The following is a 23,802-nucleotide window of genomic DNA, read 5'->3' as shown; positions in this document are numbered from 1 at the left end:
CTCAGGCCGCGAGCGCATAGGCTGCGGGTGCGACCAGCTTGCCGTTTTCGCCGAAGACATAGACGTGACGCGGGTCGAGCCAGACCGAGAGGTCTTCGCCCAGCGTCAGGTCGTGGACGCCATGGATCACCCCCACCCAGCGTTCGCCGTGGTGGTCGAGATGGATGAAGGTCTCGGAGCCGGTGAGTTCGGTTACGGTCAGGTTCGCGCGGAATTCCATGGCATCGGCGGAATGCTGGCCGATCTCCAGATGGTTCGGGCGGAAGCCCGCGCTGTAGCGCCCATCCGGCAGCTCCGCGAGCGCGCCGACCGCAGGGGCGCTTTGCCCGTCACCGAACATGATCCGGCTGCCGGTCTTGGAAATCTGCATGAAGTTCATCGGCGGATCACTGAAAACGCGCGCAGTGGTCGCATCGACCGGCTGGCGGTAGACGTCGAGTGTCGGGCCGAATTGCGTGACGCGGCCTTCGGACAGCGTCGCGGTATTGCCGCCCAGAAGGAGCGCCTCTTCGGGTTCCGTCGTGGCGTAGACGAAGATCGCGCCCGAGGCTTCGAAAATCTTCGGGATCTCGACGCGCAATTCCTCGCGCAGTTTGTAATCGAGGTTCGCCAGCGGCTCATCGAGCAGCACAAGGCCCGCGTTTTTCACGAGCGCCCGCGCCAGTGCGCAGCGCTGCTGTTGCCCGCCCGAAAGCTCCAGCGGCTTGCGGTCGAGCATCGGCGTGAGCTTCATCAACTCGGCGGAGTCGCGCACGCGGCGGTCGATCTCGGCCTTGTCGACGCCCAGCAGTTTCATCGGCGAGGCGATGTTCTCATAGACCGTCATCGAGGGGTAGTTGATGAACTGCTGGTAGACCATGGCGACTTTGCGATCTTGCACGCGCTGGCCGGTGACATCCGCGCCGTTCCAGAAAATCCGGCCCGTCGCGGGCGCATCGAGACCGGCCATCAGCCGCATCAGCGAGGTCTTGCCCGACAGGGTCGGCCCCAGCAGCACGTTCATCGTGCCCGCTTCGAGGGTCAGGTCGGTCGGGTAGATATGGGTTTGCCCCTCTACCGTTTTCGACACGCCTTTCAGTTCCAGCGCCATCCGGCTCTCCTCCTCATTCCGCCGCCGCGGGCTCGGCGTGATGGCGTGCGGCCATCCATTCGTCGAGATCGCGGATTTGTTCGGCACTCAGCCGCAACCCCAGCTTGGTGCGGCGCCACACCACATCCTCGGCGGTGCGGGCATATTCGTAATCCATCAGCCAGTTCACCTCGGCCGCGGTCAGCGTTGCGCCGAAATCGCGCCCGAGATCTTCGGCAGTGCGGGCATTGCCAAGCAGTTTCGTCGCCTCGGTTCCGTAAGCGCGTACGAGGCGCAGCGCCCAGAACTCCGTCAGGAACGGGTGGCGGTCGCACAGCTCTCGGGCCAGCGCCTTGACACCATCGACCGGGAAATCTCCTCCGGGCAGCGGCACACCCGCCGTCCATTTCCCCTGCTTCAAGCTAAGCTGCGTGCCGATCTTGTCCAACGCGCTCTCGGCGAGGCGGCGATAGGTGGTGATCTTGCCGCCAAAGATATTGAGCAGCGGCGCGCCCGCGCTGGTGTCGACCTTGAGCGTGTAGTCGCGGGTTGCTGCGGTCGCGCTCGACGCGCCATCATCGTAGAGGGGACGGACGCCCGAATAGGTCCAGACCACATCCCCGCGGGTCAGTTGCCGCTTGAAATACTGATTGGCGAAGGTGAGCAGGTAATCCTGCTCTTCGGGCGTGCAAACGGGCGCGCGCGAGGGGTCATCATGCTCGGCGTCGGTGGTGCCGATCAGGGTGAAATCGGTTTCGTAGGGAATGGCGAAGATGATGCGCCCGTCCGTGCCCTGGAAGAAGTAGCATTTGTCGTGATCATAGAGGCGGCGCGTCACGATATGGCTGCCACGCACCAGCCGCACGCCCTCGTTCGAGCGCAGGTGCACCTTCGTCTGGATGATGTCACCGACCCAGGGGCCACCGGCATTCACCAGCATCCGGGCGTGGTGGATCTCGACCGTGTCATTTTCGCTATTGCGCGTTTCGATGCGCCAAAGATTGCCCTCGGGGGTGGCCGAGACGACCTTGGTGCGGGTCATGATGCGCGCGCCACGGGCTTCTGCGTCGCGGGCATTGAGAACGACCAGACGGGAATCCTCGACCCAGCAATCCGAATACTCATAGGCTTTGGCGAAGCGCTCCTGAAGCGGTGCCCCCTCGGGTGTGCCGATCAGATCGACTGTCGAAGTGCCGGGCAGCAGCTTTCGTCCGCCGAGATGGTCATAGAGGAACAGCCCCAGTCGGATCAGCCATGCAGGCCGCCGCCCCTTCATCCACGGCATCACGAGGCTTAGCAGTTTGGACGTCGGCGTATCCGACTCAAATCGCATATCCTTATGATAAGGAAGCACAAATCTCATGGGCCAGCTGATATGCGGCATTGCCCGCAAGAGCACTTCGCGCTCGATCAGTGCCTCGCGGACAAGGCGGAACTCGAAATACTCGAGATAGCGCAGCCCGCCATGGAACAGCTTGGTCGAGGCGGAGGAGGTCGCCGAGGCAAGGTCGTGCATCTCGGCCAGCGTCACCGACAGCCCGCGACCCGCAGCGTCGCGCGCAATGCCGCAGCCATTGATGCCGCCGCCAATGACGAACAAGTCCGTCGTCCGGCTTTCGGTCGGGTGAGTCACGCGATTCTCCTCCAAGCGCGTTGTCCCGACTCTTATGGCGCGAGATATTTCACTTCGCAATGAATTTGTATTCGTTTTTGTTCGTTTTCACGCAGTCTTGTTGAAAACCCAAGAAAACAACCGCAATTCGCACCCGAAAAGCGATGCAATGAGCGTTTCGGGTTGCGTTTCGGGGGGCTTTCGCGAAAATCCCTTACGTAAACCGAATGTGCGACGCCCATGCGTCTCCGAGCAGAGAACCCGTAACCAATGTCATCCACCTTTCGGCACCCCGAGATACTCGAGATCGCTCGGCGCGAGGGTAAGGTGACCGTCGAGGGGCTGGCCTCACATTTTGGGGTGACGCTTCAGACCATCCGCCGCGACTTGACCGATCTGGCCGAGGCCGGACGGCTGGAGCGGGTGCATGGTGGCGCGGTGCTGCCCTCCGGGACCACGAATATCGGCTATGAGGAGCGTCGCTCGCTCAACTCTGCGGCCAAGGCGGCCATTGCGCGGGCCTGTGCCGCACGTATCCCGAACGGCATTTCGATTTTTCTCAACATCGGCACCTCGACCGAGGCCGTGGCGCAAGAGCTCTTGCACCATGAGGGGCTGATGGTGGTGACGAACAACATGAATGTCGCCAATATTCTGGTGGCCAATCGCAAATGCGAGATCATCGTGACCGGTGGTCATCTGCGCCGCGCGGATGGGGGGCTGATCGGAAACCTTGCCGCCGAAACGATCCGGCAGTTCAAGTTCGATCTTGCGGTCATCGGGTGCTCTGCGCTCGACCGTGATGGCGATTTGCTGGATTTCGACATTCAGGAGGTGAATGTCAGTCAGACCATCCTGCGCCAGTCGCGCAAGACCTTCCTCGTGGCCGATCACACGAAATTCGCCCGCAGCGCGCCTGCGCGGATTGCCTCTATGGCCGACCTCGACGGGGTGTTTACCGATCGCCCGCTGCCGCCTGATCTGGCCGCGGCCTGCGAGGGCTGGGGGACGGAAGTCGTCTGCGCAGGCTAAGCCGTGTCATGCCTCGCCGGGGTGCGGGGTGTCGTTGGGCAGGCTGCCAAGCTCCAGAAGGAAGCGCGCCGAGAGTGGCAGGCTGGCGGCCCCGAATTCGCGGGCTTCCGGGCCTGCCTGACCGGCGATGATCTCGGGTGGGGCGATGCCGGAGAGGTTGATACGTGCAAGTTCGGCCGCAGTCTCGACGCAGAGCCGGTCCCGCAGGGGTGTCGGCAGCCAGCCGTCGACCACCAGCGCGTCGAGATCGCACAACGCCACCGCAGAGGCGGTCACATGCGCCAACCCGCGTGCGGCCTCGGCGATCCACGGGTCGATGATCTCGGGGGCGATATCCCAGCCCTCCACACTTTCCCACAGGAAGCGGCCATCGCCGCCAGTGGCGCGCAAGCGTTCCTCTAGATGGTGCAGAGAGGCGATCTCGACGAGCTGCCGCGAACCGCCCCGACCGTCCGGCACTGGCATCGAGGCGAGCGCCCCGGCATTTCCATGTGCGCCCGCGAACATCGTGCCATTGAGCACCAGCCCGCCGCCGATGAAAAAGCCGACAAAGGCATAGAGGAAGTTCTGTGGCAGCGTGCCATCCCCGAAAATCAGTTCCGCATTGCAGGCAGCGGAGGCGTCGTTCTCCATGAGGACGGGCCAGGGGAGTGTGGCCGCCAACTCGGAGCGGATGTCGCGGCTGCGCCAGGGGCGCATCGTATCCTCGGGCACACGGAGTGCTTCGGCCCAATCCCACAGTTGGAAGGGCAGGCCAATTCCCAGCCCGCAGATGCGATCCCGTTCGGTCGCGGTCAGCGTGGCGCTCATCGTCGTGATTGTGTCCTGAGCGAAGCGAAGCGTCGCGTCTGGGGTCGGGTGGTCATGGCGCACGGCGGCGCGGGCGCGAACCTCTCCGGCGAAGTCGATGAGCACCATTTCGGTGCGCCGCCGCCCGACCTTGAGGCCGAAGAACAGCGCCCCATCGGCGGCAAGATCCATCGGCACCGAGGGTTGCCCGACCTTGCCGCGCACCGGGGCGCATTTGACCAAGAGCCCGTCCGCCTCAAGTTCGCGCATGATCACCGAGACGGTTTGCGCGGAAAGCCCGGTCAGGCGTGCGATCTCGGATTTGGGAAGCGCGCCGCGGCGTCGAATGAGTGTCAGCACGAGCCGTTCATTGCGTGCACGCATCGCCGAGTGATCCGAGCCGAGCTTGGCTTGCGCCCTGATTTCGCGCGTCCTTTGGTCTTGCGTATTCATCGACTCGCCCGTCCTCCCGCCACTGTCGCGGGCCTGTGTTTCCTTGCGCAGGATGGGGGTAGAAGGCAAGCGCGTCAATAAATAAATAAACATGAATTAATTATTGACGACTCCCCCTCGCTCGGGCAATTTCCGGTCAGCCCGAGAGGGAATCACGTACCATGGGAGGAGAAATCGTGATGAAGAAAACCGTGTATCTGGGCGCGACTGCGATTGCGCTGAGCGCGTTTGCGGGGGCGGCGCAAGCTGCCGACGTGGGTGCCTGCCTGATCACCAAAACCGACACCAACCCCTTCTTCGTCAAGATGAAGGAAGGCGCGACCGCCAAGGCGAAAGAGATGGGCATTCAGCTCAGCACCTTTGCGGGCAAGATCGACGGTGATGTCGAAACCCAAATCGCTGCTGTCGAAAGCTGCATTGCCGCCGGGGCGAAGGGTATCCTGATCACCCCGTCCGACAGCCGGGCGCTTGCACCCGCCGTGACTCAGGCCCGCGAGAACGGTTTGCTGGTGATCGCGCTCGACACTCCGTTCGAGCCGCCGGAAACGGCGGATGCAACCTTCGCGACCGACAACTTCCTCGCGGGCGAGCTGATCGGCCAATGGGCGGCAGCAAAGATGGGCGACACCTCTGGCGCCAAGATCGCCATGCTCGACCTGAACGCCTCGGAAATCTCGGTGGATTACCTGCGCAACAACGGCTTCCTTCAGGGCTTTGGCGTTGACATCAAGGACCCCAAGGATATCGGCGACGAGGATGATCCGCGCATCGTCGGCAATGACGTGACCAACGGCAACGAAGAAGGTGGGCGCACCGCGATGGAGAACCTTCTCCAGAAAGATCCGGGTGTGAACGTGGTCTACACGATCAACGAACCCGCAGCAGCCGGTGCCTATGAGGCGCTCAAGGCTGTCGGCCTCGAAAACCAGGCTCTGATCGTTTCGGTCGATGGCGGCTGCCCGGGCGTGCAGAACGTCAAGGATGGCGTGATCGGTGCCACCTCGATGCAATTCCCGCTGCTGATGGCGTCGAAGGGGATCGAGGCGATTGCCGCCTTTGCCGCGGACGGCACCAAGCCGGCGAATACCGAGGGGCTCGACTTCTTCAACACCGGCGTTGAGCTTGTGACCGACGAGCCGGTCGAGGGCATCCCCTCGATCACCTCGGAAGAAGCGCTCAAGCGCTGCTGGGGCTAAGCCCCTGCCTGGCGCAGGGGGCTGTTCGCGCGTCCCTCTGCGCCACACTGCGCCGGGCTTCGGGTCCGGCCACCTTTGACGTATAAGGAAGATCGGCATGACCCAAAGCGCGCCCAAGGGCCAGTCCTTCGAGCATGATCTCGAGAAAAGCGACAAGCGCGTCGCAAGTTTCGAGGCACACTCCAAGGGTGGCCTTCATCGTCTTCAGCATATCCTGCACGGCAACCCGACGCTGGTTCCGGTCATCGTCCTTCTTGTTTCCGTCGCGGTCTTCGGCCTGATCGCGGGCGGCAAGTTCTTTTCGGCCTTCAACCTGACGCTTATCATGCAGCAGGTCTCGATCATCGGGATCTTGGCGGCGGCGCAGTCGCTGATCATCCTGACGGCCGGGATCGACCTCTCCGTCGCGGCGATCATGGTGCTGATGTCGGTGATCGCGGGGAACCTCGCGGTCTATAGCGGCTGGCCCGCGCCGATTGCGCTTCTGGTCGCCTTCGTTGGTGGCACGGTGGCGGGCCTGATGAACGGCCTACTGGTAACAAAGGTCAAGCTGCCCCCATTCATCACGACGCTCGGGACCTGGTCGATCTTCTACGCGCTGAACCTGTGGCTTTCGGGCGCGCAGTCGATCCGCTCGCAGGATATCGATGCCAATGCGCCCCTGCTTAAATTCTTCGGTGAAGCGCTGAGCTTCGGCGGTGCCCGGATCACCTACGGCTCGATCCTGATGATCGCGATCTTCGGGGTGCTCTGGTATATGCTCAACCACACCGCCTGGGGCCGCCATGTCTACGCCGTGGGCGACGACAAGGAGGCGGCGGAACTCGCCGGTATCCGCACCGACCGCACACTTCTGTCGGTCTATATGCTGGCTGGTTTCGTTTGCTCCATCGCAGCTTGGGCGTCCATTGGCCGGGTCGGTTCGATCAGCCCGCAGAGTTTCTACGAAGGCAACCTGCAATCCATCACCGCCGTGGTGGTCGGGGGCATCTCGCTCTTCGGCGGACGTGGCTCGATCCTCGGCGCATTGTTCGGTGCGTTGATCGTGGGTGTGTTCCAATCGGGCCTGCGGCTTTCCAACGTCGATGTGCTTTGGCAGGTCTTCGCCATCGGCTGGCTCATCATTATCGCGGTCGCCATCGACCAATGGATCAGAAAGGTTTCGGCATGAGCGCGCACCCCATCCTTCAGGCCCGTGGCCTCGTAAAGCGCTATGGTCGCGTGACGGCACTCGATAACGCGGATTTCGACCTCTACCCCGGTGAGATTCTCGCTGTGATCGGCGATAACGGTGCGGGGAAGTCCTCGCTGATAAAGGCGCTCTCCGGTGCGGTGCAGCCCGATGAGGGCGAGATCCTTCTCGACGGAAAACCGGTGCATTTCTCCTCGCCGCTTCAGGCGCAGGACGCGGGGATTGCAACTGTTTATCAGACGCTTGCGCTCTCGCCCGCGCTGTCCATCGTGGACAATATGTTCGTCGGGCGTGAACTGCGAAAACCGGGCTTCATGGGGCAATATCTGCGCCAGCTCGACAAGCCTGCGATGCGTGCCTTCGCCCGCGAGAAGCTGTCGGAACTGGGGCTGATGACGATCCAGAATATCGACCAGCAAGTTGAGACCCTCTCGGGCGGTCAGCGGCAGGGCGTCGCAGTGGCGCGGGCGGCCGCTTTCGGGTCGAAGGTCATTATCCTCGACGAACCGACCGCTGCGCTGGGGGTCAAGGAAAGCCGCCGGGTGCTGGAGTTGATCCTCGATGTGCGCTCGCGGGGAATCCCGATCGTGCTCATCTCGCACAACATGCCGCATGTCTTTGAGGTGGCGGACCGGATTCACATCCACCGGCTGGGCCGCAGGCTGTGCACCATCGACCCGAAGGAACATTCGATGTCGGATGCGGTGGCCTATATGACCGGCGCCAAGGAGCCGGGCGACAAGGCGGCCTGACCCAACCCCCAAAAGACAAACGCCGGACCTGGGGTCCGGCGTTTTCATTTTGCCAAAGGAAAACCCGCGCCCCAAGGGACGCGGGCCATCGCCGAAAGCCAGGCAATTACGCCTTGGGGCCAGCCTCCAGCGCATCTTCGAAGGTGCGCAGCCCGGTCTTGGGCGCTTGCACGAGCACGGCCATGTTGCCCGGCTTGTGCTGGTTGCGCATCATCTTCATGTGGGCTTCCGGAATCTGATCCCAGGGGAAGACCTCGGACATGCAGGGATCGAGACGACGCTCGAGCATCATGCGGTTTGCCGAGGCGGCTTGCTTGAGGTGCGCGAAGTGCGAGCCTTGCAGGCGCTTCTGGTGCATCCACATGTAACGCACGTCGAAGGTGCAGTTGAAGCCCGAGGTGCCGGCGCAGATCACCACCATACCGCCCTTTTTCACGACCAGCGTCGAGACCGGGAAGGTCGCCTCGCCGGGGTGTTCAAAGACCATGTCCACGTTCACGCCCTTGCCGGTGATGTCCCAGATCGCCTTGCCGAACTTACGCGCTTCCTTGAGCCATTCTGCGTATTCGGGCGAGTTCACCTTGGGGAGTTGACCCCAGCATTTGAAGTCCTTGCGGTTGATAACGCCTTTCGCGCCCAAACCCATGACGAAGTCGCGCTTGTCCTCTTCCGAGATCACGCCGATCGCGTTGGCGCCCGCCGCGTTGATGAGCTGGATCGCGTAGGAGCCGAGGCCGCCCGACGCACCCCAGACCAGCACGTTCTGGCCGGGCTTGAGGTCATGCGGCTCGTGGCCGAAGAGCATCCGGTAGGCGGTCGCCAGCGTCAGCGTGTAGCAGGCGCTTTCTTCCCAGGTCAGGTGCTTGGGGCGGCGCATGAGCTGCTGCGCCTGCACGCGGGTGAACTGCGCGAAGGAGCCGTCATGGGTCTCGTAGCCCCAGATCCGCTGCGAGGGCGAGAACATCGGGTCGCCGCCGTTGCACTCTTCGTCGTCGCCATCGTCCTGGTTGCAGTGGATCACGACCTCGTCGCCCACTTTCCAGTTCTTCACCTTGTCGCCCACGGCCCAGACGATGCCCGAGGCATCGGAGCCAGCAATGTGGTAGGGCTGCTTGTGGCCGTCGAAGGGCGAGATCGGAACGCCGAGACCGGCCCAGACGCCGTTGTAGTTCACGCCAGCCGCCATCACGAGCACGAGCACTTCGTGGCTGTCAATTTCCCAGGTGGGCACGACTTCGACCTCGAAGGATTTGTCCGGCTCGCCATGACGCTCACGGCGGATCGCCCAAGCATACATGTTCTTCGGAACGTAGCCGAGGGGCGGCATTTCGCCGATCTCGTACAGATCTTTCTCGGGCGCGTCGTAGGGCGCGATTTCGGTTTGCACGTCAAGGGCCATGAGCGTCTCCTGTTCTTGTCGCCGCGCCGCAGAATCGGGCGGGGTTCGAAAATGGAGATACTAACGGTCGCGCAACAATGCAATGCCTGACGTAAGGTTTTTGTAATTTTCTGTCTTGTTGTCGCGGGCTTGCCTCTGAAAAACACTTGTATACAGGCAAATATATATAGCGACGCGGGGTCGCGCGTTATGCCGCGCTGCGGCGAATTGACAGGGACACATTCTTTCGCCTATCAGGTGTTAACCCGCAATTTTGTTGCGAATTGAGAATCGACCGTGGACCCGGAGGCCGCCATGACCGACAAGAAAACCCCCGCCAAAGACAAGCCGTGGCTGTTCCGCACCTATGCGGGTCACTCGACCGCGAAAAAGTCGAACGAGCTCTATCGCACGAACCTTTCCAAGGGGCAGACGGGCCTCTCGGTGGCTTTCGATCTGCCGACCCAAACGGGCTATGATTCGGATCACGTTCTGGCGCGCGGTGAAGTCGGCAAGGTCGGCGTGCCGGTCTGCCATCTGGGCGACATGCGCGCGCTCTTCGATCAGATCCCGCTCGAACAGATGAACACCTCGATGACGATCAACGCGACCGCGCCGTGGCTCTTGTCGCTTTATATCGCGGTCGCGGAGGAGCAGGGCGCGGATGTGTCGAAGCTGCAAGGCACGGTGCAGAACGATCTGGTCAAGGAATACCTCTCGCGCGGGACCTATATCTGTCCGCCCAAGCCCTCGCTTGCGATGATCACCGATGTCGCCGCCTACACGCGTGAGCATCTGCCGAAATGGAACCCGATGAACGTCTGTTCCTACCACCTGCAAGAGGCCGGTGCGACGCCCGAGCAGGAACTCGCCTTCGCGCTGGCGACCGCGATTGCGGTTCTGGACGATCTCAAGACCAAAGTCCCGACCGAGGCCTTCCCGGAAATGGTTGGCCGTATCTCGTTCTTCGTGAACGCGGGCATCCGTTTCGTCACCGAGATGTGCAAGATGCGCGCCTTCACCGAGCTTTGGGATGAAATCTGCCGCGAGCGCTACGGGATCGAGGACGCGAAATATCGCCGCTTCCGGTATGGCGTGCAGGTGAACTCGCTCGGCCTGACCGAGCAGCAGCCGGAAAACAACGTCTACCGCATCCTGATCGAGATGCTGGCGGTGACGCTTTCGAAAAACGCGCGTGCGCGTGCCGTTCAGCTCCCCGCGTGGAACGAGGCGCTTGGCTTGCCGCGCCCGTGGGATCAGCAGTGGTCGCTGCGCATGCAGCAAATCATGGCATATGAGACCGACCTGCTCGAATATGGCGATCTGTTCGACGGCAACCCCGCTGTGACTGCCAAGGTCGAAGACCTCAAGGAAGGCGCGCGGCAAGAGTTGGCCACCATCGACTCGATGGGCGGTGCGATTGCGGCGATCGACTACATGAAGGGTCGTCTGGTCGAGTCGAATGCCGAGCGGATCAACAAGATCGAAGCCGAAGAGACCATCGTTGTCGGCGTGAACCGTTGGCAGCAGGGCGAGCCCTCGCCGCTGACTGCGGGAGATGGCGGCATCATGGTCGTCGATCCGGCTGTGGAAGCAGAGCAGATCGAACGGCTTGAGGCATGGCGCGCCGAGCGTGACGAGGGCGCGGTGCAGCTTGCGCTGGGCGCTCTGCGGGCGGCTGCGAAGGCGGGCGAGAATGTCATGCCGGCCTCGATCGCGGCAGCAAAGGCGGGCGCGACCACGGGTGAATGGGCCGGCATCATGCGCGGCGTGCATGGTGAATATCGCGGCCCGACCGGCGTCTCGAAATCGCCCTCGAACAAGACCGAAGGGCTCGACGATATCCGCGAGGCTGTAGACATGGTTTCGGGCAAGCTGGGCCGCCGCCTCAAGTTCCTTGTGGGCAAGCCTGGCCTCGACGGCCACTCGAACGGCGCCGAGCAAATCGCTTTCCGCGCCCGCGATTGCGGCATGGACATCACCTATGACGGCATTCGCCTGACGCCCGAGCAGATCGTCGCGAAGGCGCTTGAGGAAGAGGCCCATGTCGTGGGTCTGTCGATCCTGTCCGGCTCGCATATCCCGCTGGTCGAGGAGTTGATGGAGCGGATGCGCAAGGCGGGTCTGGATCATGTGCCGGTGCTGGTCGGCGGGATCATCCCCGACGAGGACGCTGTGAAGCTCCTGTCCTATGGTGTCGCGCGCGTCTACACGCCGAAGGATTTCGAGCTGAACCGCATCATGATGGATATCGTGGCGCTGGCCGAGCCGAAGCCTGCGGCGGCCTGACCATGCAAGCCGGGGGCTTTGCGCCCCCGGACCTCCGCAGAGTATTTCAAGTTTGATGAAAAGGGGCGTGTCCGGCGCCCCTTTCGCATTCGTGGACCCGCCTGTAAGGTCGCGCGCATGACGACCCCCGCGATCCAGTTTTCCGACGATCAGGCCGAGGCCTGGGATGCCGTAGCCGAGGCGCTGGAGGCGGCGGGTGTCGATATTCTCGAAGGGCATCTGAGCCCGGATGGCGGTGGGAACCGGGTGCTCTCGGTGATCGGCAAGGCGGGCTCGGGCAAGACGATGCTGCTTGCGGCGCTGTATAAGGCGCTGGAAGAGGCCGGTGTCGACCTGATCAGCGGCGATTTCGAGGGCAAGCGGCGTAAGGAGCGGCGGACGCTGGCGATCCTCGCCCCCACGAACAAGGCGGCGAGCGTGCTGCGCGGGCGTGGCGTGCCTGCGACCACGATCCACCGCATTCTCTATACCCCGGTTTATGATCCCGAATATGAGCGGATCGCCGAATGGCTGGCCGGGCAGGGCGAGCGCCCCAAGCTCGACCTGCTGGGGATCAACGGGCTGACGGATGAGGCGCTGGACCGGGCCAAGGCGTTTTACGATCAATACAAGTCGATCCCGGCGGCTTTGGCCTCGGCGGGGTTGCGCGGGTCGGATTTCATTCAGGGCTGGAAACGGCGTGAGGACCCGCTCGATATCGGGTTCGTCGACGAGGCCTCGATGCTGGACGAGCGTCAGTTCGACGATCTGCGTGAGATTTTTCCGACGCTGGTGCTGTTTGGCGATCCCGCTCAGTTGGCCCCGGTGAACCAGTCGGGGCAGATGGTGTTCGAACGGCTGCCCGAGAAGAGCAAGCACATCCTGCACCGCATCCACCGGCAGACGCAGGATAACCCGATCCTCGACCTCGCCCATGCACTGTCGGATGAAAGCCTTGGCTTTGAGGCATTCGAGCAGATGATCCGCGACGCCGCCGCGCGCGATCCGCGCGTGGTTTGGGCTGAGCGCGTTGAGAGCGATCTGATGGCGCGTTCGCCGGTTCTGGTCTGGCGCAATGCGACACGTATCCGGCTGATCCATGCCTTTCGTGCCGCCCATCATGCGCCTGCGGATGCGCTTTTGCCCGGCGAGCCGCTGATCTGCGATGGGATTGAATTGCCCCTCAAGCATCGCAAGCGCCGGATCGACCTTGAGGCGCGCGGCCTCATCAAGGGTGCGCAGGTGGTTTATCTGGGGCCAGGCAAGAAGCCGGGGTTTTCGCGGCTGCATGTCATGGGGGCGGAGGACCCACGACTGTCGGCGGCCTCGATCGTCAAGATCGAGATGCCGGACGAGGAGGAGCCGTTTATTCCCTATGCCGCGCGGATGGGGGCGGCGTTCCTGCATGGCGCGGCAGTCACGATCCACAAAGCGCAGGGCAGCCAGTGGGAGACCGTGCAGGTCTTTGCGCCCGACCTTTACGCGGCCTATCGCGCCGGGCGGACCGAGGCGGGCATCCCTCTTTGGAAGCGGCTCGCTTATGTTGCGATCACGCGGGCCGAGCATCGGCTGCTTTGGGTGACGCGCGCGCGGCTTGCGCGGCCCACGCAGCCGCTCTCGATTGACGATTTACCGAAGGGCGGAGCGACGCTCTCGCTCGAGGCGGAAGAACAGGGTGTTTAGCGCGGGGAGGCGATCATGGCGGTGATGCTGGTGACGGGGGCGAGTGCCGGGATTGGCCGGGCGGTCGCGGAGATGGCCTTGGCCGAGGGCTGGCAGGTGGCATGCCTCGCGCGTCGGGCCGCGCCTTTGCAAGAGATCGCGGCGATGGGCGCGGGGCTTGCGCTGCCCTGCGATGTGACGTCGGAAGAGCAAGTGAGCGATGCCTTCGCGCAGACGGTCGGGGCCTTTGGCCGGATCGACGTGCTCTTCAACAACGCGGGCATGTTCCCGAAGAGCGCCTTGCCCGATGAGGTTTCGCTCGCCGAGTGGCAGCAGGTGGTGGATGTGAACCTGACGGGGATGTTTCTCTGCGCGCGGGCGGCATTCGCACAGATGCGCGCGCAGGACCCGCAAGGCGGGCGCATCATCAATAACGGCTCGATTGCCGCGCAGGTGCCGCGGCCCCGTTCGCTGGCCTATTCGGTGACGAAACATGCGATCACCGGGCTGACCAAGCAGCTTGCGCTCGACGGGCGCGGGTTTGGCATTGCGGCGGGTCAGATCGATATTGGCAACGCGCGCACGGACCTCGCCGCGCAGATGGAGAAGGGCGTGCCGCAGGCCGATGGCTCGATCCGCCCGGAGCCGATGATGGATGCGCGCGAGGCGGCGCGGGCGGTGCTCCATATGGCGTCGCTGCCGCCGGGCGCGAACGTGTTGCAGATGACCGTGATGGCGACCGAGATGCCCTTCGTCGGGCGGGGCTGATCAGCTTCGGATCAGCCGGAACACCGCGGCTGCGGCCCAGCCCGAGAACACCGCGAGCGCCAGCGATAGCGCGCCATAAATCGGCGCGTAGTCGCGCGACAGGGCAAAGAGCCAGCGTTCCAGCCCGACTTTGCGCACATAGATTGCGGCGCGATGCTGGTCGATCACGTTGCCGTCGCGCAAGAGGAAGATACGCGTTTTGTAATCGCCTTCGGTCAGGTTGGCGGGCAATTCGAAATCGGCCCGAAACAGCGTGCCTTCGACGATATGGACCGCGCCTTCGTCCAGCTGGTAGAGCCCTTCGTCCTTTCGGATGCGGAGCAGCGCTTCGGTGAAGGGCCGCACGTCCGAGACCTCGATCGGGCCGGCGAAGGCGCGCACGGCGAGCGGGATCGAGATGCGCTCGCGTACGTCGATCACCGGGTCAAGGATAAGATGCATCGGCCCCGAGGTGGCAACCGCGTAGAAGCTGGGCGCGGCCCCAACCTCGACGGCATCTGTATTCACCCAGATCCCCATCTCGCGCGATTTGCGGCGGATCGTGACCGGGCCAACAGGCCCTTCGAGCGTCACGATGATTTCGAGCGGGCCGGTCGCGGGTTCGGGCGCGTAGCGTTTCACCGCGCCGTAGATCAGAATCTCGGAGCCGTCGAAGGAGGCGGTGATGCCGATATTGTCCTGACTGAGGCCAGCCACGACCTCTTCGGCGCGGGTTGGTGTGGCGACGGCCAGTGCCGCGGCGATCAGGAGGGCGAAGCGGCGCATCACAGCCCCCCTGCAAACAGCGAGAACAGTTCTTTCGGGCGGATCAGCAGGTCAAGCCCGAGTTTCACCGCCACTGCGATCACCAGCAGCGCCAGCAGGATGCGAAGTTGTTCGGCCTTGAGCCGCGCGCCCAGCCGCGAGCCGATCTGTGCGCCGATCACGCCGCCGACGATCAGCATGAGCGCGAGCAGCACATCGACCGACTGGTTTGTGATGGCGTGCAGCATCGTCGTAAAGGCGGACACGAACAGGATCTGGAACAGCGAGGTGCCGATCACGACCTTCGTCGGCATGCCCAGCAGGTAGATCATCGCAGGCACCATGATAAAGCCGCCGCCTACGCCCATGATAGCCGCGAGGATGCCGACGATGACACCCACCAGAAGCGGCGGGATCAGCGAGATATAGAGCCCGGAGGCGCGGAACTTCACTTTGAAGGGCAGTTTGTGGACCCAGATATGGGTATGGCGTTTGCCGCGCTTCACGCCCTTCTTGTCGCGCTGCATCGCGCGGATGGCCTCTTGCAGCATCAACAGCCCGATGGAGCCGAGGAAGACGACATAGGAGAGCTGCACGACGAGGTCGATCTGGCCCAGCTCGGTCAGCAGGTTGAACACCCAGATGCCCAGACCAGAGCCGACCAGGCCGCCGATCAGCAGCACGATCCCCATCGGCACGTCGACCGCTTTGCGTTTGAACTGCGCGAGCACCCCGGAGACAGAGGACGCGACGACCTGATTGGCGCCGGTCGCCACGGCCACGGTGGGCGGAATGCCGATGAAGAACAGAAGCGGGGTGATTAGGAAGCCGCCGCCTACGCCAAAGAGCCCCGACAAAAGCCCGACCATGCCGCCAAGCCCCAGCAGGAGGAACAGGTTGACCGAAACTTCGGCGATGGGCAGGTAGATCTGCATGGGCGTCCGGTTGACGTTGGGTCTTCAGTCTTGCCGCGCAGGCGGCACGGTGTCAAACCCCGCTCGCGTCGGGGTCAGAGCGCACGCAGATATCGTCGGAGAATACGTTCAAGCTTGGCCGCGCCCAGCGGCGCCATCGCCTTGGTCTGCTCGTGGCTGATCTGCTCGTCCGCCATGCCCGCCCCCATATTGGTGATGACTGAGATCGCCGCCACCCGCAGACCGAGGAACCGCGCGAGGATCACCTCGGGGACGGTGGACATGCCAACCGCATCGGCGCCCAGTACCTTGGCCGCGCGGATTTCGGCGGGGGTCTCGAAGGAGGGCCCCGAGAACCAGCAATAGACGCCTTGCGGCAGCGGGATGCCCTCGGCCTCGGCGGCGCGGGACAGGCCCGCGCGGATTTCGGCGTCATGCGCCTCGGTCAGCGGCACGAAGCGTGCGTCCGACGGCTCGCCGATCAGCGGGTTGGCGCCCGCGAAGGCGATGTGGTCGTTGAGCATCATCAGATCGCCCGGCGGAATATCCGGGCGCAGGCTTCCGGCGGCATTGGTCAGCAGAAGCTGCGTGCAGCCAAGCGCCTTCAGGACTTCGAGCGGCACACGCATCTCGGCGGGATTGCCGTGCTCGTAGTAATGCGCGCGCCCGCCAAACACCGCGACACGCACGCCTTCGAGGGTGCCGATCACCAGCTTGGGATTGTGTCCCGAGACACCCGCATGAGGAAAGCCCGGCAGGTCGTCGTAGGGGATCGCCACGCCGTCGACTTCCTCGGCCAAATGCCCGAGGCCCGACCCGAGGATCAGCCCGAGCACCGGCGGCGCATCGCCCGCCCGAGACCGGATCAGGGTGGCGAGTTCAGCGCTCTTTGACATAGGGCTGGCCTCCGGCGCGGGGTGGGATCGCCTTGCCGACAAAACCGGCGAGCACGATCACGGTGAGGATATAAGGCAGCGCGTCGAGCGCGGGCACGGGGATCGCCATGCCGAAGCTGCGCTCGATCACATCGGGACGCAGCGCCAGCGCTTGCAGGAAGCCGAAGAGGAAGGTCGCGCCAAGCGCATACCAGGGCCGCCATTTCGCGAAGATCAACGCCGCGAGTGCGATGTAGCCCCGCCCTGCGGTCATCTCGCGGCCAAAGCCCGCTTGCAGCGCGGTGGCCATATAGGCGCCCGCAAGGCCGCAGAGAATCCCGGTGATGACCAGTGCCGAATAGCGCAGGCGGACAACCGAAATCCCGGCGGTGTCGACCGATTCCGGGTTTTCGCCAACCGCGCGCAGCCGCAGACCGAAGCGCGTGCGATAGAGCACCCACCACGTCACCGGCACGGCCAGCAGCGCGACATAGACCAGCGTCGAGTGGCCCGAGAGCACCTCGGCATAAAGCGGGCCGATGATCGGCACATCGGCCATCGCCTCGGCAAACGGAAGATCGATAGGCGAGAAACGGGCGTTGCCGGTCAGCGGCGGCGTGCGCCCGCCCTGCCGGAACAGCGCCTGCGCGATCAGGACTGTCATCCCGGAGGCGAGGAAGTTCAGCGCGACGCCGGAAATCAACTGGTTGCCCCGGAAGGTGATCGAGGCCAGCCCGTGGATCATCGAGAACAGGATCGAGGCACCAATCGCCGCGCCCACGCCCAGCCAGACCAACCCGGTCAGGAAGGCCACGGCGCCGGATGCCATGCCTGCCATTAGCATCTTGCCTTCAAGACCGATGTCGAAGATGCCTCCGCGCTCCGAGAACAGACCCGCAAGACAGGCCAGCAGCAGCGGCGTGGCAAGCCGCAGCGCCGAGTCGAGCACTTGGATCAGGGTTGCATAATCCATCAGGCAGCCTCCTTCGCACGGTTGCGGAAGAACGGCACCAGCATCATGCGCACCATGTTATCGAGCGCACCGGTGAACAGGATCACGAGACCCTGAAGCAGCAGCCGCAGCTCAATCGGAATCGAGGTCCAGAGGCCCATTTCGGCCCCACCCTGATAGAGGAACCCGAACAAGAGCGCCGCGAGGAAGACGCCCAGCGGGTGGTTGCGCCCCATCAGCGCCACCGCGATCCCGATGAAACCTGCGCCCTCGGCGGAGTTCTGCAACAGACGTTCCGCCTCGCCCATGACGTTGTTGATCGCCATCATCCCGGCGAGGCCGCCCGAGATCAGCATCGCGATCATGATCACCTTGACCGGCGAAATGCCCGCGTAGATCGCGGCGCGTTCTGATTTGCCATAGGCGCGGATCTGGTAGCCGAGCCGGGTGCGCCACAGCAAAATCCACACCGCGAAACAGGCGGCGATGGCGATGAAGAAGGTGACGTTCGCGGGCACTTTCTTGTCGAAGATCAGGTTGAGGCCCGGAATATCCTTGAAGGTCGGCAGGGCGGCCCCGGCCGGGAAGCGCGCGGTGGCCGGGTCCATCTGCCCGGCGGGGCGGAGCACCTCGACCAGCAGATACACGATCAGCGCCGAGGCGATATAGTTGAACATGATCGTGGTGATCACGATATGGCTGCCGCGCTTGGCTTGCAGATAGGCCGGGATTGCCGCCCATGCCGCGCCGAAAAGCGCCGCACCCACCATCGCTGCCGGAAGCGCGAGCGTCCAGTGCGGCCACGGCACCGCAAGGCAGACGAGCGCCACGCCCAGCCCGCCGATCTGTGCCTGCCCCTCGCCGCCGATATTGAACTGGCTGGCATGGTAGGCGACCGTCACGGCCAGCCCGGTGAAGATGAAGGAGGTCGTGTAATAAAGCGTGTAGCCCCAGCCATAGGACGAGCCGAGTGCGCCCTGCACCATCACGCGGACGGCCTCCCAGGGGTCCTGCCCGATGGCGAGGATCACGATAGCCGAAATCACCGCCGCCAGAAGCAGCGAGATCAGCGGCACCAGAACGATATCGGCCCAGGCCGGAAGCTTGTCCATCACGCGGCTCCCTTGGTGTCGCGGATGCCCGCCATCAGCAGGCCCAGCTCGCGTTCATTGGTCTCGTCGGGCAGGCGCTCGCCCATGATCTGGCCGTCGAACATCACGGCGATGCGGTCCGAAAGGGACATGATCTCGTCCAGCTCGACCGAGACGAGAAGCACGGCCTTGCCCGCATCGCGCAGCTCCACGATGCGCTTGTGAATGAACTCGATCGCGCCGATGTCCACGCCGCGCGTCGGCTGACCGACAAGCAACAGGTCCGGGTTGCGTTCGATCTCGCGGGCGAGCACGATCTTTTGCTGGTTGCCGCCCGAGAAGCTCTTGGCGGGCAGCGTCGGGATCGGCGGGCGCACGTCGAAATGCTCCATCGCGGCGGCGGTCTTTTCGACGATTCCGTCATTGTCCATGATCATCGCGTTCTTCTGGTATTCCGGCTCGTTGTGATAGCCGAAGACCATGTTCTCCCACGCCGCGAAATCGAGGATCAGCCCGTAATGGTGACGGTCCTCGGGCACGTGGGCGATGCCGCGATGGCGGCGCGATTGCGCGTCGGAATGCTTGCCGGTCAGGTCGATCTCCTGACCGTTGATGCGGATCGTGCCGGTCGCGCGCGCATAGCCGCCAAGCACTTCGAGCAGTTCCGACTGGCCGTTACCCGACACGCCCGCGATCCCGAGGATTTCGCCCGCACGGATCGTCAGGTCGACGCCCTTCAGCCGCTCGACCTTATCCTCGTCGACGACGCGCAGGTTCTCGATTTCGAGCACTGTCTCGCCCGGATTGGCGGGGCCTTTTGGCACATGCAGCAGGACCTTGCGCCCGACCATCAGCTCGGCAAGTTGCTCGGGGCTGGTCTCGGAGGTCTTGACGGTGGCGGTCATCTCGCCGCGCCGCATCACCGAGACCGTGTCGGTGATTTCCATGATCTCGCGCAGCTTATGGGTGATGAGGATGATCGTCTTGCCCTGCTGACGCAGATTATCGAGGATGCGGAACAGGTGGTCGGCTTCGGCGGGGGTGAGCACGCCGGTCGGCTCGTCAAGGATCAGGATATCCGCCTGACGATAAAGCGCCTTGAGGATTTCGACGCGTTGCTGGTGGCCGACCGAAAGCTCCTCGATCGTCTCGTCGGGATCGACATGCAGCTCATATTCCTCGGCGAGGCGCTTGAGTTCCTTGCGGGCCTTGGAGAGCGACGGCCGCAGGAGTGGGCCATCCTCGACACCGAGGATTATATTCTCGAGGACCGTGAAATTCTGGACCAGTTTGAAGTGCTGGAACACCATCCCGATACCGGCGCGGATCGCGGCCTGGCTGTCGGGGATTTGCGTGGGCTTGCCGTCAATGAGGATCTCACCCGCATCGGCCTTGTAGAAGCCGTAAAGGATCGACATGAGCGTGGATTTGCCCGCGCCGTTCTCTCCGATAATGCCGTGGATCGTGCCGGGCATGACCCGGATCGAGATGTCCTTATTGGCCTGAACGCTACCAAAGGCCTTGGAAATCCCGCGCAATTCGATTGCGGGGGGGGCAGAGGTGGGGGCGGCAGTTGCCTGCCGCGCCCCGCTATCTTGCGCGCCGGTCATTACTCGACCGGGCAGGTGTTGTCCGACATGTAATCATGCACCGAAATCTCGCCGGCGATGATCTTGGCGGCGGCTTCATCGACCGCAGCCTTCATCTCTTCGCTGACCAGTTCGGCATTGTTGTCATCCATCGCAAAGCCGACACCGCCTGCGGCGAGGTCCATGACTGCGATGCCCGGCTCGACCGCTTCGCCTGCCATGAAGGATTCATAGACGGCGTTGTCGACGCGCTTGACCATCGAGGTCAGGACTTTGCCCGGATGCAGGTGGTTCTGGTTGCTGTCCACGCCGATCGAGAGGATGCCCTCGTCCGCCGCGGTTTGCAGAACACCGATCCCGGTGCCGCCGGCGGCTGCGTAGATCACGTCCGCGCCCTGGCTGATCTGCGCCTTGGTCAATTCCGAACCTTTGACCGGGTCATTCCAGGCGCTCGGCGTGGTGCCGGTCATGTTCTGAACGATGACCGCATCGGGGTTCGCGGCCTTGACCCCTTGCACATAGCCGCAGGCGAATTTGCGGATCAGCGGGATGTCCATGCCGCCGATGAAGCCGACCGTGCCGGTCTTCGACGCCTTGGCGGCCATCATGCCGACCAGATAGGAGCCTTGCTCTTCGGTGAAGACGATCGAGCGCACGTTGGGCTGATCGACGACCATGTCGATGATGACGAATTTGGTGTCCGGGTATTCCGGCGCGACCGAGTTGAGCACGTCGCCAAAGGCGAAGCCGGTCATCACGATCGGGTTTGCGCCCGACTCGGCCAGACGGCTCAGCGCCTGCTCGCGCTGCGCTTCGGATTGCATCTCCAGCTCTTTGTAGCTGCCGCCGGTCTCTTCGACCCAACGCATCGCGCCGCCATAGGCCGCTTCGTTGAAGCTCTTGTCGAATTTGCCGCCGAGATCGTAGATCAGCGCCGGATCGGCCAGTGCGGCCCCCGCGCCAAGCGCCAGCGTCGCAGCCGCGCCGAGGAAGGTTTTCATTAGGGTCATGGGTCACTCCCGGTCATGAATTGGCTTTCCGTTGCGAAAGCCTTGTTGGCGGGCAAATGGCCCGCAGACCAAAGGAATTTGGGCAGACCAGCCCGGAGTGGTCAAGCGCGTTTTTGACTTGCCGTAGTGTCGCCCGGCGGGAATTTGAGCAATTGGTCAGATCGGCGGCGCCGACAGAGCGAGCGTCAGGACGATTGCGTCGACGCGGTTTCCGTCGGGCATTCGGTAATATCCCTTGCGCCGTCCCGATTCCTGCCAGCCTGCGCTGCGATAGGCGGCGCGGGCAGCGGTGTTATCCTCGGCGACTTCGAGAAAGGCCCGCTCGGCTCCCCGCGTCTGCGCGGCCCTCACAAACTGCCCCAATAAAGCGCGGGCGCGGCCCTCGCGGCGGGCGTCGGGGTCGACGGCGATGGTCAGAAGCTCGGCCTCGCCCGCGATGACGCGGCCCAGCACGAAGCCTTTCGATTCGGTTTCGAGAAAGACATGCGGCGAGGCGAGAAGCGCCGCGAACTCGGCCTCGGACCATGGGCGGGGCGTGGTGAAACACCGGGTGTGAAGCGTGGCGAGTGCGGCGGGGGTCATCTCAGTCGAGGATCACAGGCGGCGGATCGGAGGGGGGCGCTGCATCCGCCGGGCGCACGTAAAGCGGCGTCGGCCGGTCCGGGGTTTCCCCCAGATGATGTGCGCGCCAATCGACGATGCGGCACAAGCGCGGGCCGATCTCTTCGGGGAGCCGATCTTCCCATTCCGCGCCGAAGGGTTGGGCTATTTCCGCCGCGCGAAAGCCGGTGACGCGCATGTCGGTGCCGAGCCGGACCGCCTCGGGCGGGGTGGCCGGGTCGATCAGCTCGGGCGGGCTTTGCGGGGCGCCATAGCGGAACGCCTGCACATAGCCCTGCCCGCGCGGGGCCTCGATGCTGACCAGTTCGGCGGCATGCGCGCCGAGCGCTTCGGGGTCACGCATCAGTTCAAAACTGGACACACCAAATGCCGGGATGCCGAGGCTGAGCCGCAGCCCGCGCGCCGCCGACACCGCAATCCGAACACCGGTGAAATTGCCCGGCCCGATACCGACGCCCAACAGGTTCAGGTCGCGCCATGCCATCCCCGCATCCGACAAGAGCTGTTCGAGCACCGGCATCAGGTGTTCCGCCTGCCCGCGTGCGGTTTCGACCATGCGCTGGCCGATCACGCGGTCGCCATGCCAAAGGGCCGCAGCGATGTGCGGCCCGGAGGTATCGAAACCGAGAACGGTCCAGTGTTGCGGTGTGCTCATCCGCAGGTCAGCCCGCGACCGGGCGCACCTCGGTCACCTCGGGGATGTAATGGCGCAGCAGGTTCTCGATGCCCATCTTGAGCGTGAGCGTTGAGGAGGGGCAGCCCGCGCAGGCGCCTTGCATGTGCAGGTAGACAACGCCGCGCTCGAACCCGTGGAAGGTGATGTCGCCGCCATCCTGGGCCACAGCCGGACGCACGCGCGTGTCGAGCAGTTCCTTGATCTGCGAGACGATCGCGGCGTCGGGGCCGCTATGCTCGGCATGACCGCCCGCCGGCTGGCCTTCGCCCTCCATCACCGGCGCGCCGGACTGGAAATGCTCCATGATCGCACCGAGGATCGCGGGCTTCGCATGGTCCCACGAGGTCGCCCCGTCCTTGGTCACCGTCACGAAATCCGAACCGAAGAACACGCCTGTCACGCCTGGCACCGCGAAGATACGCTTGGCCAGCGGCGATTTCTGCGCCGCCTCGGCGGTGGGGAAATCGGCGGTCCCGGCCTCAAGCACGGTCTGGCCGGGCAGGAATTTCAGCGTTGCGGGGTTCGGGGTGGTTTCGGTCTGGATAAACATCGGCGCCTCCTTGGCTTGGGGCAGATATGCGCTTTCCGAGCGAATGAATCAAGTATCGCAGGGTGCGCGGACCCTGTCTCGTCAAAATGCCGCGTGCTTCAGGTGATCGCTTCAAGGCGCTCTTTGGACATATCGCCCGGCACGATGGTCAGGGGGCAGGGCAAAGAGCCCGAATTGCGGCTCAGTTGCGTCACAAGAGGCCCCGGCCCCGCCTTATCGGTGCCTGCGCCCAGAACAAGAACGCCGATCTCGGGGTCTTCCTTGATGAGGTTCAGGATCTCGTTCAGGGGTTCACCCTCGCGGATCACCAGTTCGGGGTCGACGCCCTGACGGTCCCGCATCCATTTGGCGAAGACCTCGAAATGCGCCTCGATCTGCTCGCGGGCTTCGGCGCGCATGATCTCGGCCACGCCGATCCAGTGCTGATATTCCTCGGGCGGGATCACCGACAGGATCGCAACACCGCCACCCGTATGGGCCGCGCGCATTGCCGCGAAGCGCATCGCGTTGAGGCATTCGCGCGTATCGTCCAGAACGACCAGAAACTTCCGCATCTTCCCTCCGAGGGCCCATGGCAGGACGCGGCGATCATCGCGCGCGTCCGGCGCT

Annotated in this window: 22 protein-coding genes; 7 read left to right on the top strand and 15 right to left on the bottom strand. The window is 63.8% G+C overall.

The window, feature by feature from the left end:
- Position 1: 1 nt before the first annotated feature.
- Together P0X85_RS04485 and glpD are read right to left on the bottom strand one after the other, a co-directional pair.
- Positions 2-1,090: an ABC transporter ATP-binding protein gene (locus tag P0X85_RS04485; protein ID WP_275809130.1), complete on the bottom strand. Its 1,089-nt coding sequence runs from the start codon at positions 1,088-1,090 to the stop codon at positions 2-4.
- Positions 1,091-1,103: 13 nt separating this feature from the next.
- Complete coding sequence (gene glpD, locus P0X85_RS04480) at positions 1,104-2,702, bottom strand: glycerol-3-phosphate dehydrogenase (RefSeq protein ID WP_275809127.1); 1,599 nt, start codon at positions 2,700-2,702, stop codon at positions 1,104-1,106.
- A 249-nt stretch (positions 2,703-2,951) separates the two neighbouring features.
- Here glpD and P0X85_RS04475 point away from each other — a divergent pair, with 249 nt between their 5' ends.
- A complete protein-coding gene (locus tag P0X85_RS04475; RefSeq protein ID WP_275809124.1) occupies positions 2,952-3,713 on the top strand; it encodes a DeoR/GlpR family DNA-binding transcription regulator in 762 nt (253 codons plus the stop codon).
- Between the two features lie 6 nt (positions 3,714-3,719).
- Here P0X85_RS04475 and P0X85_RS04470 read toward each other — a convergent pair whose 3' ends face one another.
- Positions 3,720-4,955, bottom strand: a complete 1,236-nt coding sequence (locus tag P0X85_RS04470) for an ROK family transcriptional regulator (RefSeq protein WP_275809121.1) — start codon at positions 4,953-4,955, stop codon at positions 3,720-3,722.
- Between the two features lie 179 nt (positions 4,956-5,134).
- Between P0X85_RS04470 and P0X85_RS04465 the strand changes: the two genes are divergently transcribed.
- The 3 genes from P0X85_RS04465 (at position 5,135) to P0X85_RS04455 (ending at position 8,095) form a co-directional block, all read left to right on the top strand.
- Positions 5,135-6,151, top strand: coding sequence for a sugar ABC transporter substrate-binding protein (locus tag P0X85_RS04465; protein ID WP_275809118.1), 1,017 nt, complete (start codon positions 5,135-5,137; stop codon positions 6,149-6,151).
- 97 nt (positions 6,152-6,248) lie between these two features.
- On the top strand, positions 6,249-7,322 hold the full coding sequence (locus P0X85_RS04460; RefSeq protein ID WP_275809114.1) for an ABC transporter permease: 1,074 nt from the start codon (positions 6,249-6,251) through the stop codon (positions 7,320-7,322).
- Complete coding sequence (locus P0X85_RS04455; protein WP_275809111.1) at positions 7,319-8,095, top strand: ATP-binding cassette domain-containing protein; 777 nt, start codon at positions 7,319-7,321, stop codon at positions 8,093-8,095. The genes P0X85_RS04460 and P0X85_RS04455 overlap by 4 nt, the downstream gene beginning before the upstream one ends.
- A gap of 106 nt (positions 8,096-8,201) precedes the next feature.
- Here P0X85_RS04455 and ccrA read toward each other — a convergent pair whose 3' ends face one another.
- Complete coding sequence (ccrA, locus tag P0X85_RS04450; RefSeq protein ID WP_275809108.1) at positions 8,202-9,494, bottom strand: crotonyl-CoA carboxylase/reductase; 1,293 nt, start codon at positions 9,492-9,494, stop codon at positions 8,202-8,204.
- A 294-nt stretch (positions 9,495-9,788) separates the two neighbouring features.
- Between ccrA and P0X85_RS04445 the strand changes: the two genes are divergently transcribed.
- From P0X85_RS04445 to P0X85_RS04435, 3 genes are all read left to right on the top strand, one after another.
- Positions 9,789-11,762 (top strand): protein meaA, encoded by a 1,974-nt coding sequence (locus P0X85_RS04445; RefSeq protein WP_275809105.1) that lies wholly within the window; start codon positions 9,789-9,791, stop codon positions 11,760-11,762.
- A 117-nt stretch (positions 11,763-11,879) separates the two neighbouring features.
- A complete protein-coding gene (locus tag P0X85_RS04440) occupies positions 11,880-13,424 on the top strand; it encodes an ATP-dependent DNA helicase (protein WP_275809102.1) in 1,545 nt (514 codons plus the stop codon).
- A 15-nt stretch (positions 13,425-13,439) separates the two neighbouring features.
- Entirely contained in the window at positions 13,440-14,171 is a 732-nt protein-coding gene (locus P0X85_RS04435) for an SDR family oxidoreductase (RefSeq protein ID WP_275809100.1), read from the top strand.
- Here the strand turns inward: P0X85_RS04435 and P0X85_RS04430 are convergent, their stop codons facing one another.
- The 11 genes from P0X85_RS04430 to P0X85_RS04380 form a co-directional block, all read right to left on the bottom strand.
- Positions 14,172-14,936 carry a TIGR02186 family protein gene (locus P0X85_RS04430; protein WP_275809097.1) on the bottom strand — a complete coding sequence of 255 codons (765 nt, stop codon included), beginning with the start codon at positions 14,934-14,936 and terminating at the stop codon, positions 14,172-14,174.
- The gene (locus tag P0X85_RS04425; RefSeq protein ID WP_275809094.1) at positions 14,936-15,850 is read right to left on the bottom strand and encodes a sulfite exporter TauE/SafE family protein; all 915 of its coding nucleotides are present in this window, start codon (positions 15,848-15,850) and stop codon (positions 14,936-14,938) included. Before P0X85_RS04425 ends, P0X85_RS04430 begins: the two co-directional genes overlap by 1 nt.
- A gap of 74 nt (positions 15,851-15,924) precedes the next feature.
- Positions 15,925-16,725, bottom strand: coding sequence for a purine-nucleoside phosphorylase (locus tag P0X85_RS04420; protein ID WP_275809090.1), 801 nt, complete (start codon positions 16,723-16,725; stop codon positions 15,925-15,927).
- A complete protein-coding gene (locus tag P0X85_RS04415; protein WP_275809087.1) occupies positions 16,709-17,677 on the bottom strand; it encodes an ABC transporter permease in 969 nt (322 codons plus the stop codon). Before P0X85_RS04415 ends, P0X85_RS04420 begins: the two co-directional genes overlap by 17 nt.
- Positions 17,677-18,768: an ABC transporter permease gene (locus tag P0X85_RS04410; RefSeq protein ID WP_275809084.1), complete on the bottom strand. Its 1,092-nt coding sequence runs from the start codon at positions 18,766-18,768 to the stop codon at positions 17,677-17,679. Before P0X85_RS04410 ends, P0X85_RS04415 begins: the two co-directional genes overlap by 1 nt.
- Entirely contained in the window at positions 18,768-20,357 is a 1,590-nt protein-coding gene (locus tag P0X85_RS04405) for an ABC transporter ATP-binding protein (RefSeq protein ID WP_275809078.1), read from the bottom strand. Before P0X85_RS04405 ends, P0X85_RS04410 begins: the two co-directional genes overlap by 1 nt.
- Entirely contained in the window at positions 20,357-21,346 is a 990-nt protein-coding gene (locus P0X85_RS04400; protein ID WP_275809075.1) for a BMP family lipoprotein, read from the bottom strand. Before P0X85_RS04400 ends, P0X85_RS04405 begins: the two co-directional genes overlap by 1 nt.
- Positions 21,347-21,502: 156 nt before the next feature.
- Positions 21,503-21,928 (bottom strand): GNAT family N-acetyltransferase, encoded by a 426-nt coding sequence (locus P0X85_RS04395; RefSeq protein ID WP_275809072.1) that lies wholly within the window; start codon positions 21,926-21,928, stop codon positions 21,503-21,505.
- Between the two features lies 1 nt (position 21,929).
- Positions 21,930-22,622 (bottom strand): tRNA (adenosine(37)-N6)-threonylcarbamoyltransferase complex dimerization subunit type 1 TsaB, encoded by a 693-nt coding sequence (gene tsaB / locus P0X85_RS04390; protein ID WP_275809068.1) that lies wholly within the window; start codon positions 22,620-22,622, stop codon positions 21,930-21,932.
- A 7-nt stretch (positions 22,623-22,629) separates the two neighbouring features.
- Complete coding sequence (locus P0X85_RS04385; protein WP_275809063.1) at positions 22,630-23,193, bottom strand: NifU family protein; 564 nt, start codon at positions 23,191-23,193, stop codon at positions 22,630-22,632.
- 98 nt (positions 23,194-23,291) lie between these two features.
- Positions 23,292-23,747, bottom strand: coding sequence for a universal stress protein (locus tag P0X85_RS04380; protein WP_275809060.1), 456 nt, complete (start codon positions 23,745-23,747; stop codon positions 23,292-23,294).
- Positions 23,748-23,802: the final 55 nt, after the last annotated feature.

It is taken from the genome of Pseudothioclava nitratireducens, assembly GCF_029210495.1.
Classification (GTDB): Bacteria; Pseudomonadota; Alphaproteobacteria; order Rhodobacterales; family Rhodobacteraceae; genus Pseudothioclava; species Pseudothioclava nitratireducens.
The sequence above is the reverse complement of the archived record's forward strand: the minus strand, read 5'-3'. Positions and strand labels throughout refer to the sequence as shown.

Bases quoted from the DNA above. Each gene is read 5' to 3' on its own strand.
- P0X85_RS04485 (WP_275809130.1), bottom strand. From the start codon at position 1,090: ATGGCGCTGGAACTGAAAGGCGTGTCGAAAACGGTAGAGGGGCAAACC.
- P0X85_RS04475 (WP_275809124.1), top strand. From the start codon at position 2,952: ATGTCATCCACCTTTCGGCACCCCGAGATACTCGAGATCGCTCGGCGC.
- P0X85_RS04470 (WP_275809121.1), bottom strand. From the start codon at position 4,955: ATGAATACGCAAGACCAAAGGACGCGCGAAATCAGGGCGCAAGCCAAG.
- P0X85_RS04465 (WP_275809118.1), top strand. From the start codon at position 5,135: ATGAAGAAAACCGTGTATCTGGGCGCGACTGCGATTGCGCTGAGCGCG.
- P0X85_RS04460 (WP_275809114.1), top strand. From the start codon at position 6,249: ATGACCCAAAGCGCGCCCAAGGGCCAGTCCTTCGAGCATGATCTCGAG.
- P0X85_RS04455 (WP_275809111.1), top strand. From the start codon at position 7,319: ATGAGCGCGCACCCCATCCTTCAGGCCCGTGGCCTCGTAAAGCGCTAT.
- ccrA (WP_275809108.1), bottom strand. From the start codon at position 9,494: ATGGCCCTTGACGTGCAAACCGAAATCGCGCCCTACGACGCGCCCGAG.
- P0X85_RS04445 (WP_275809105.1), top strand. From the start codon at position 9,789: ATGACCGACAAGAAAACCCCCGCCAAAGACAAGCCGTGGCTGTTCCGC.
- P0X85_RS04440 (WP_275809102.1), top strand. From the start codon at position 11,880: ATGACGACCCCCGCGATCCAGTTTTCCGACGATCAGGCCGAGGCCTGG.
- P0X85_RS04435 (WP_275809100.1), top strand. From the start codon at position 13,440: ATGGCGGTGATGCTGGTGACGGGGGCGAGTGCCGGGATTGGCCGGGCG.
- P0X85_RS04430 (WP_275809097.1), bottom strand. From the start codon at position 14,936: ATGCGCCGCTTCGCCCTCCTGATCGCCGCGGCACTGGCCGTCGCCACA.
- P0X85_RS04425 (WP_275809094.1), bottom strand. From the start codon at position 15,850: ATGCAGATCTACCTGCCCATCGCCGAAGTTTCGGTCAACCTGTTCCTC.
- P0X85_RS04420 (WP_275809090.1), bottom strand. From the start codon at position 16,725: ATGTCAAAGAGCGCTGAACTCGCCACCCTGATCCGGTCTCGGGCGGGC.
- P0X85_RS04415 (WP_275809087.1), bottom strand. From the start codon at position 17,677: ATGGATTATGCAACCCTGATCCAAGTGCTCGACTCGGCGCTGCGGCTT.
- P0X85_RS04410 (WP_275809084.1), bottom strand. From the start codon at position 18,768: ATGGACAAGCTTCCGGCCTGGGCCGATATCGTTCTGGTGCCGCTGATC.
- P0X85_RS04405 (WP_275809078.1), bottom strand. From the start codon at position 20,357: ATGACCGGCGCGCAAGATAGCGGGGCGCGGCAGGCAACTGCCGCCCCC.
- P0X85_RS04400 (WP_275809075.1), bottom strand. From the start codon at position 21,346: ATGACCCTAATGAAAACCTTCCTCGGCGCGGCTGCGACGCTGGCGCTT.
- P0X85_RS04395 (WP_275809072.1), bottom strand. From the start codon at position 21,928: ATGACCCCCGCCGCACTCGCCACGCTTCACACCCGGTGTTTCACCACG.
- tsaB (WP_275809068.1), bottom strand. From the start codon at position 22,622: ATGAGCACACCGCAACACTGGACCGTTCTCGGTTTCGATACCTCCGGG.
- P0X85_RS04385 (WP_275809063.1), bottom strand. From the start codon at position 23,193: ATGTTTATCCAGACCGAAACCACCCCGAACCCCGCAACGCTGAAATTC.
- P0X85_RS04380 (WP_275809060.1), bottom strand. From the start codon at position 23,747: ATGCGGAAGTTTCTGGTCGTTCTGGACGATACGCGCGAATGCCTCAAC.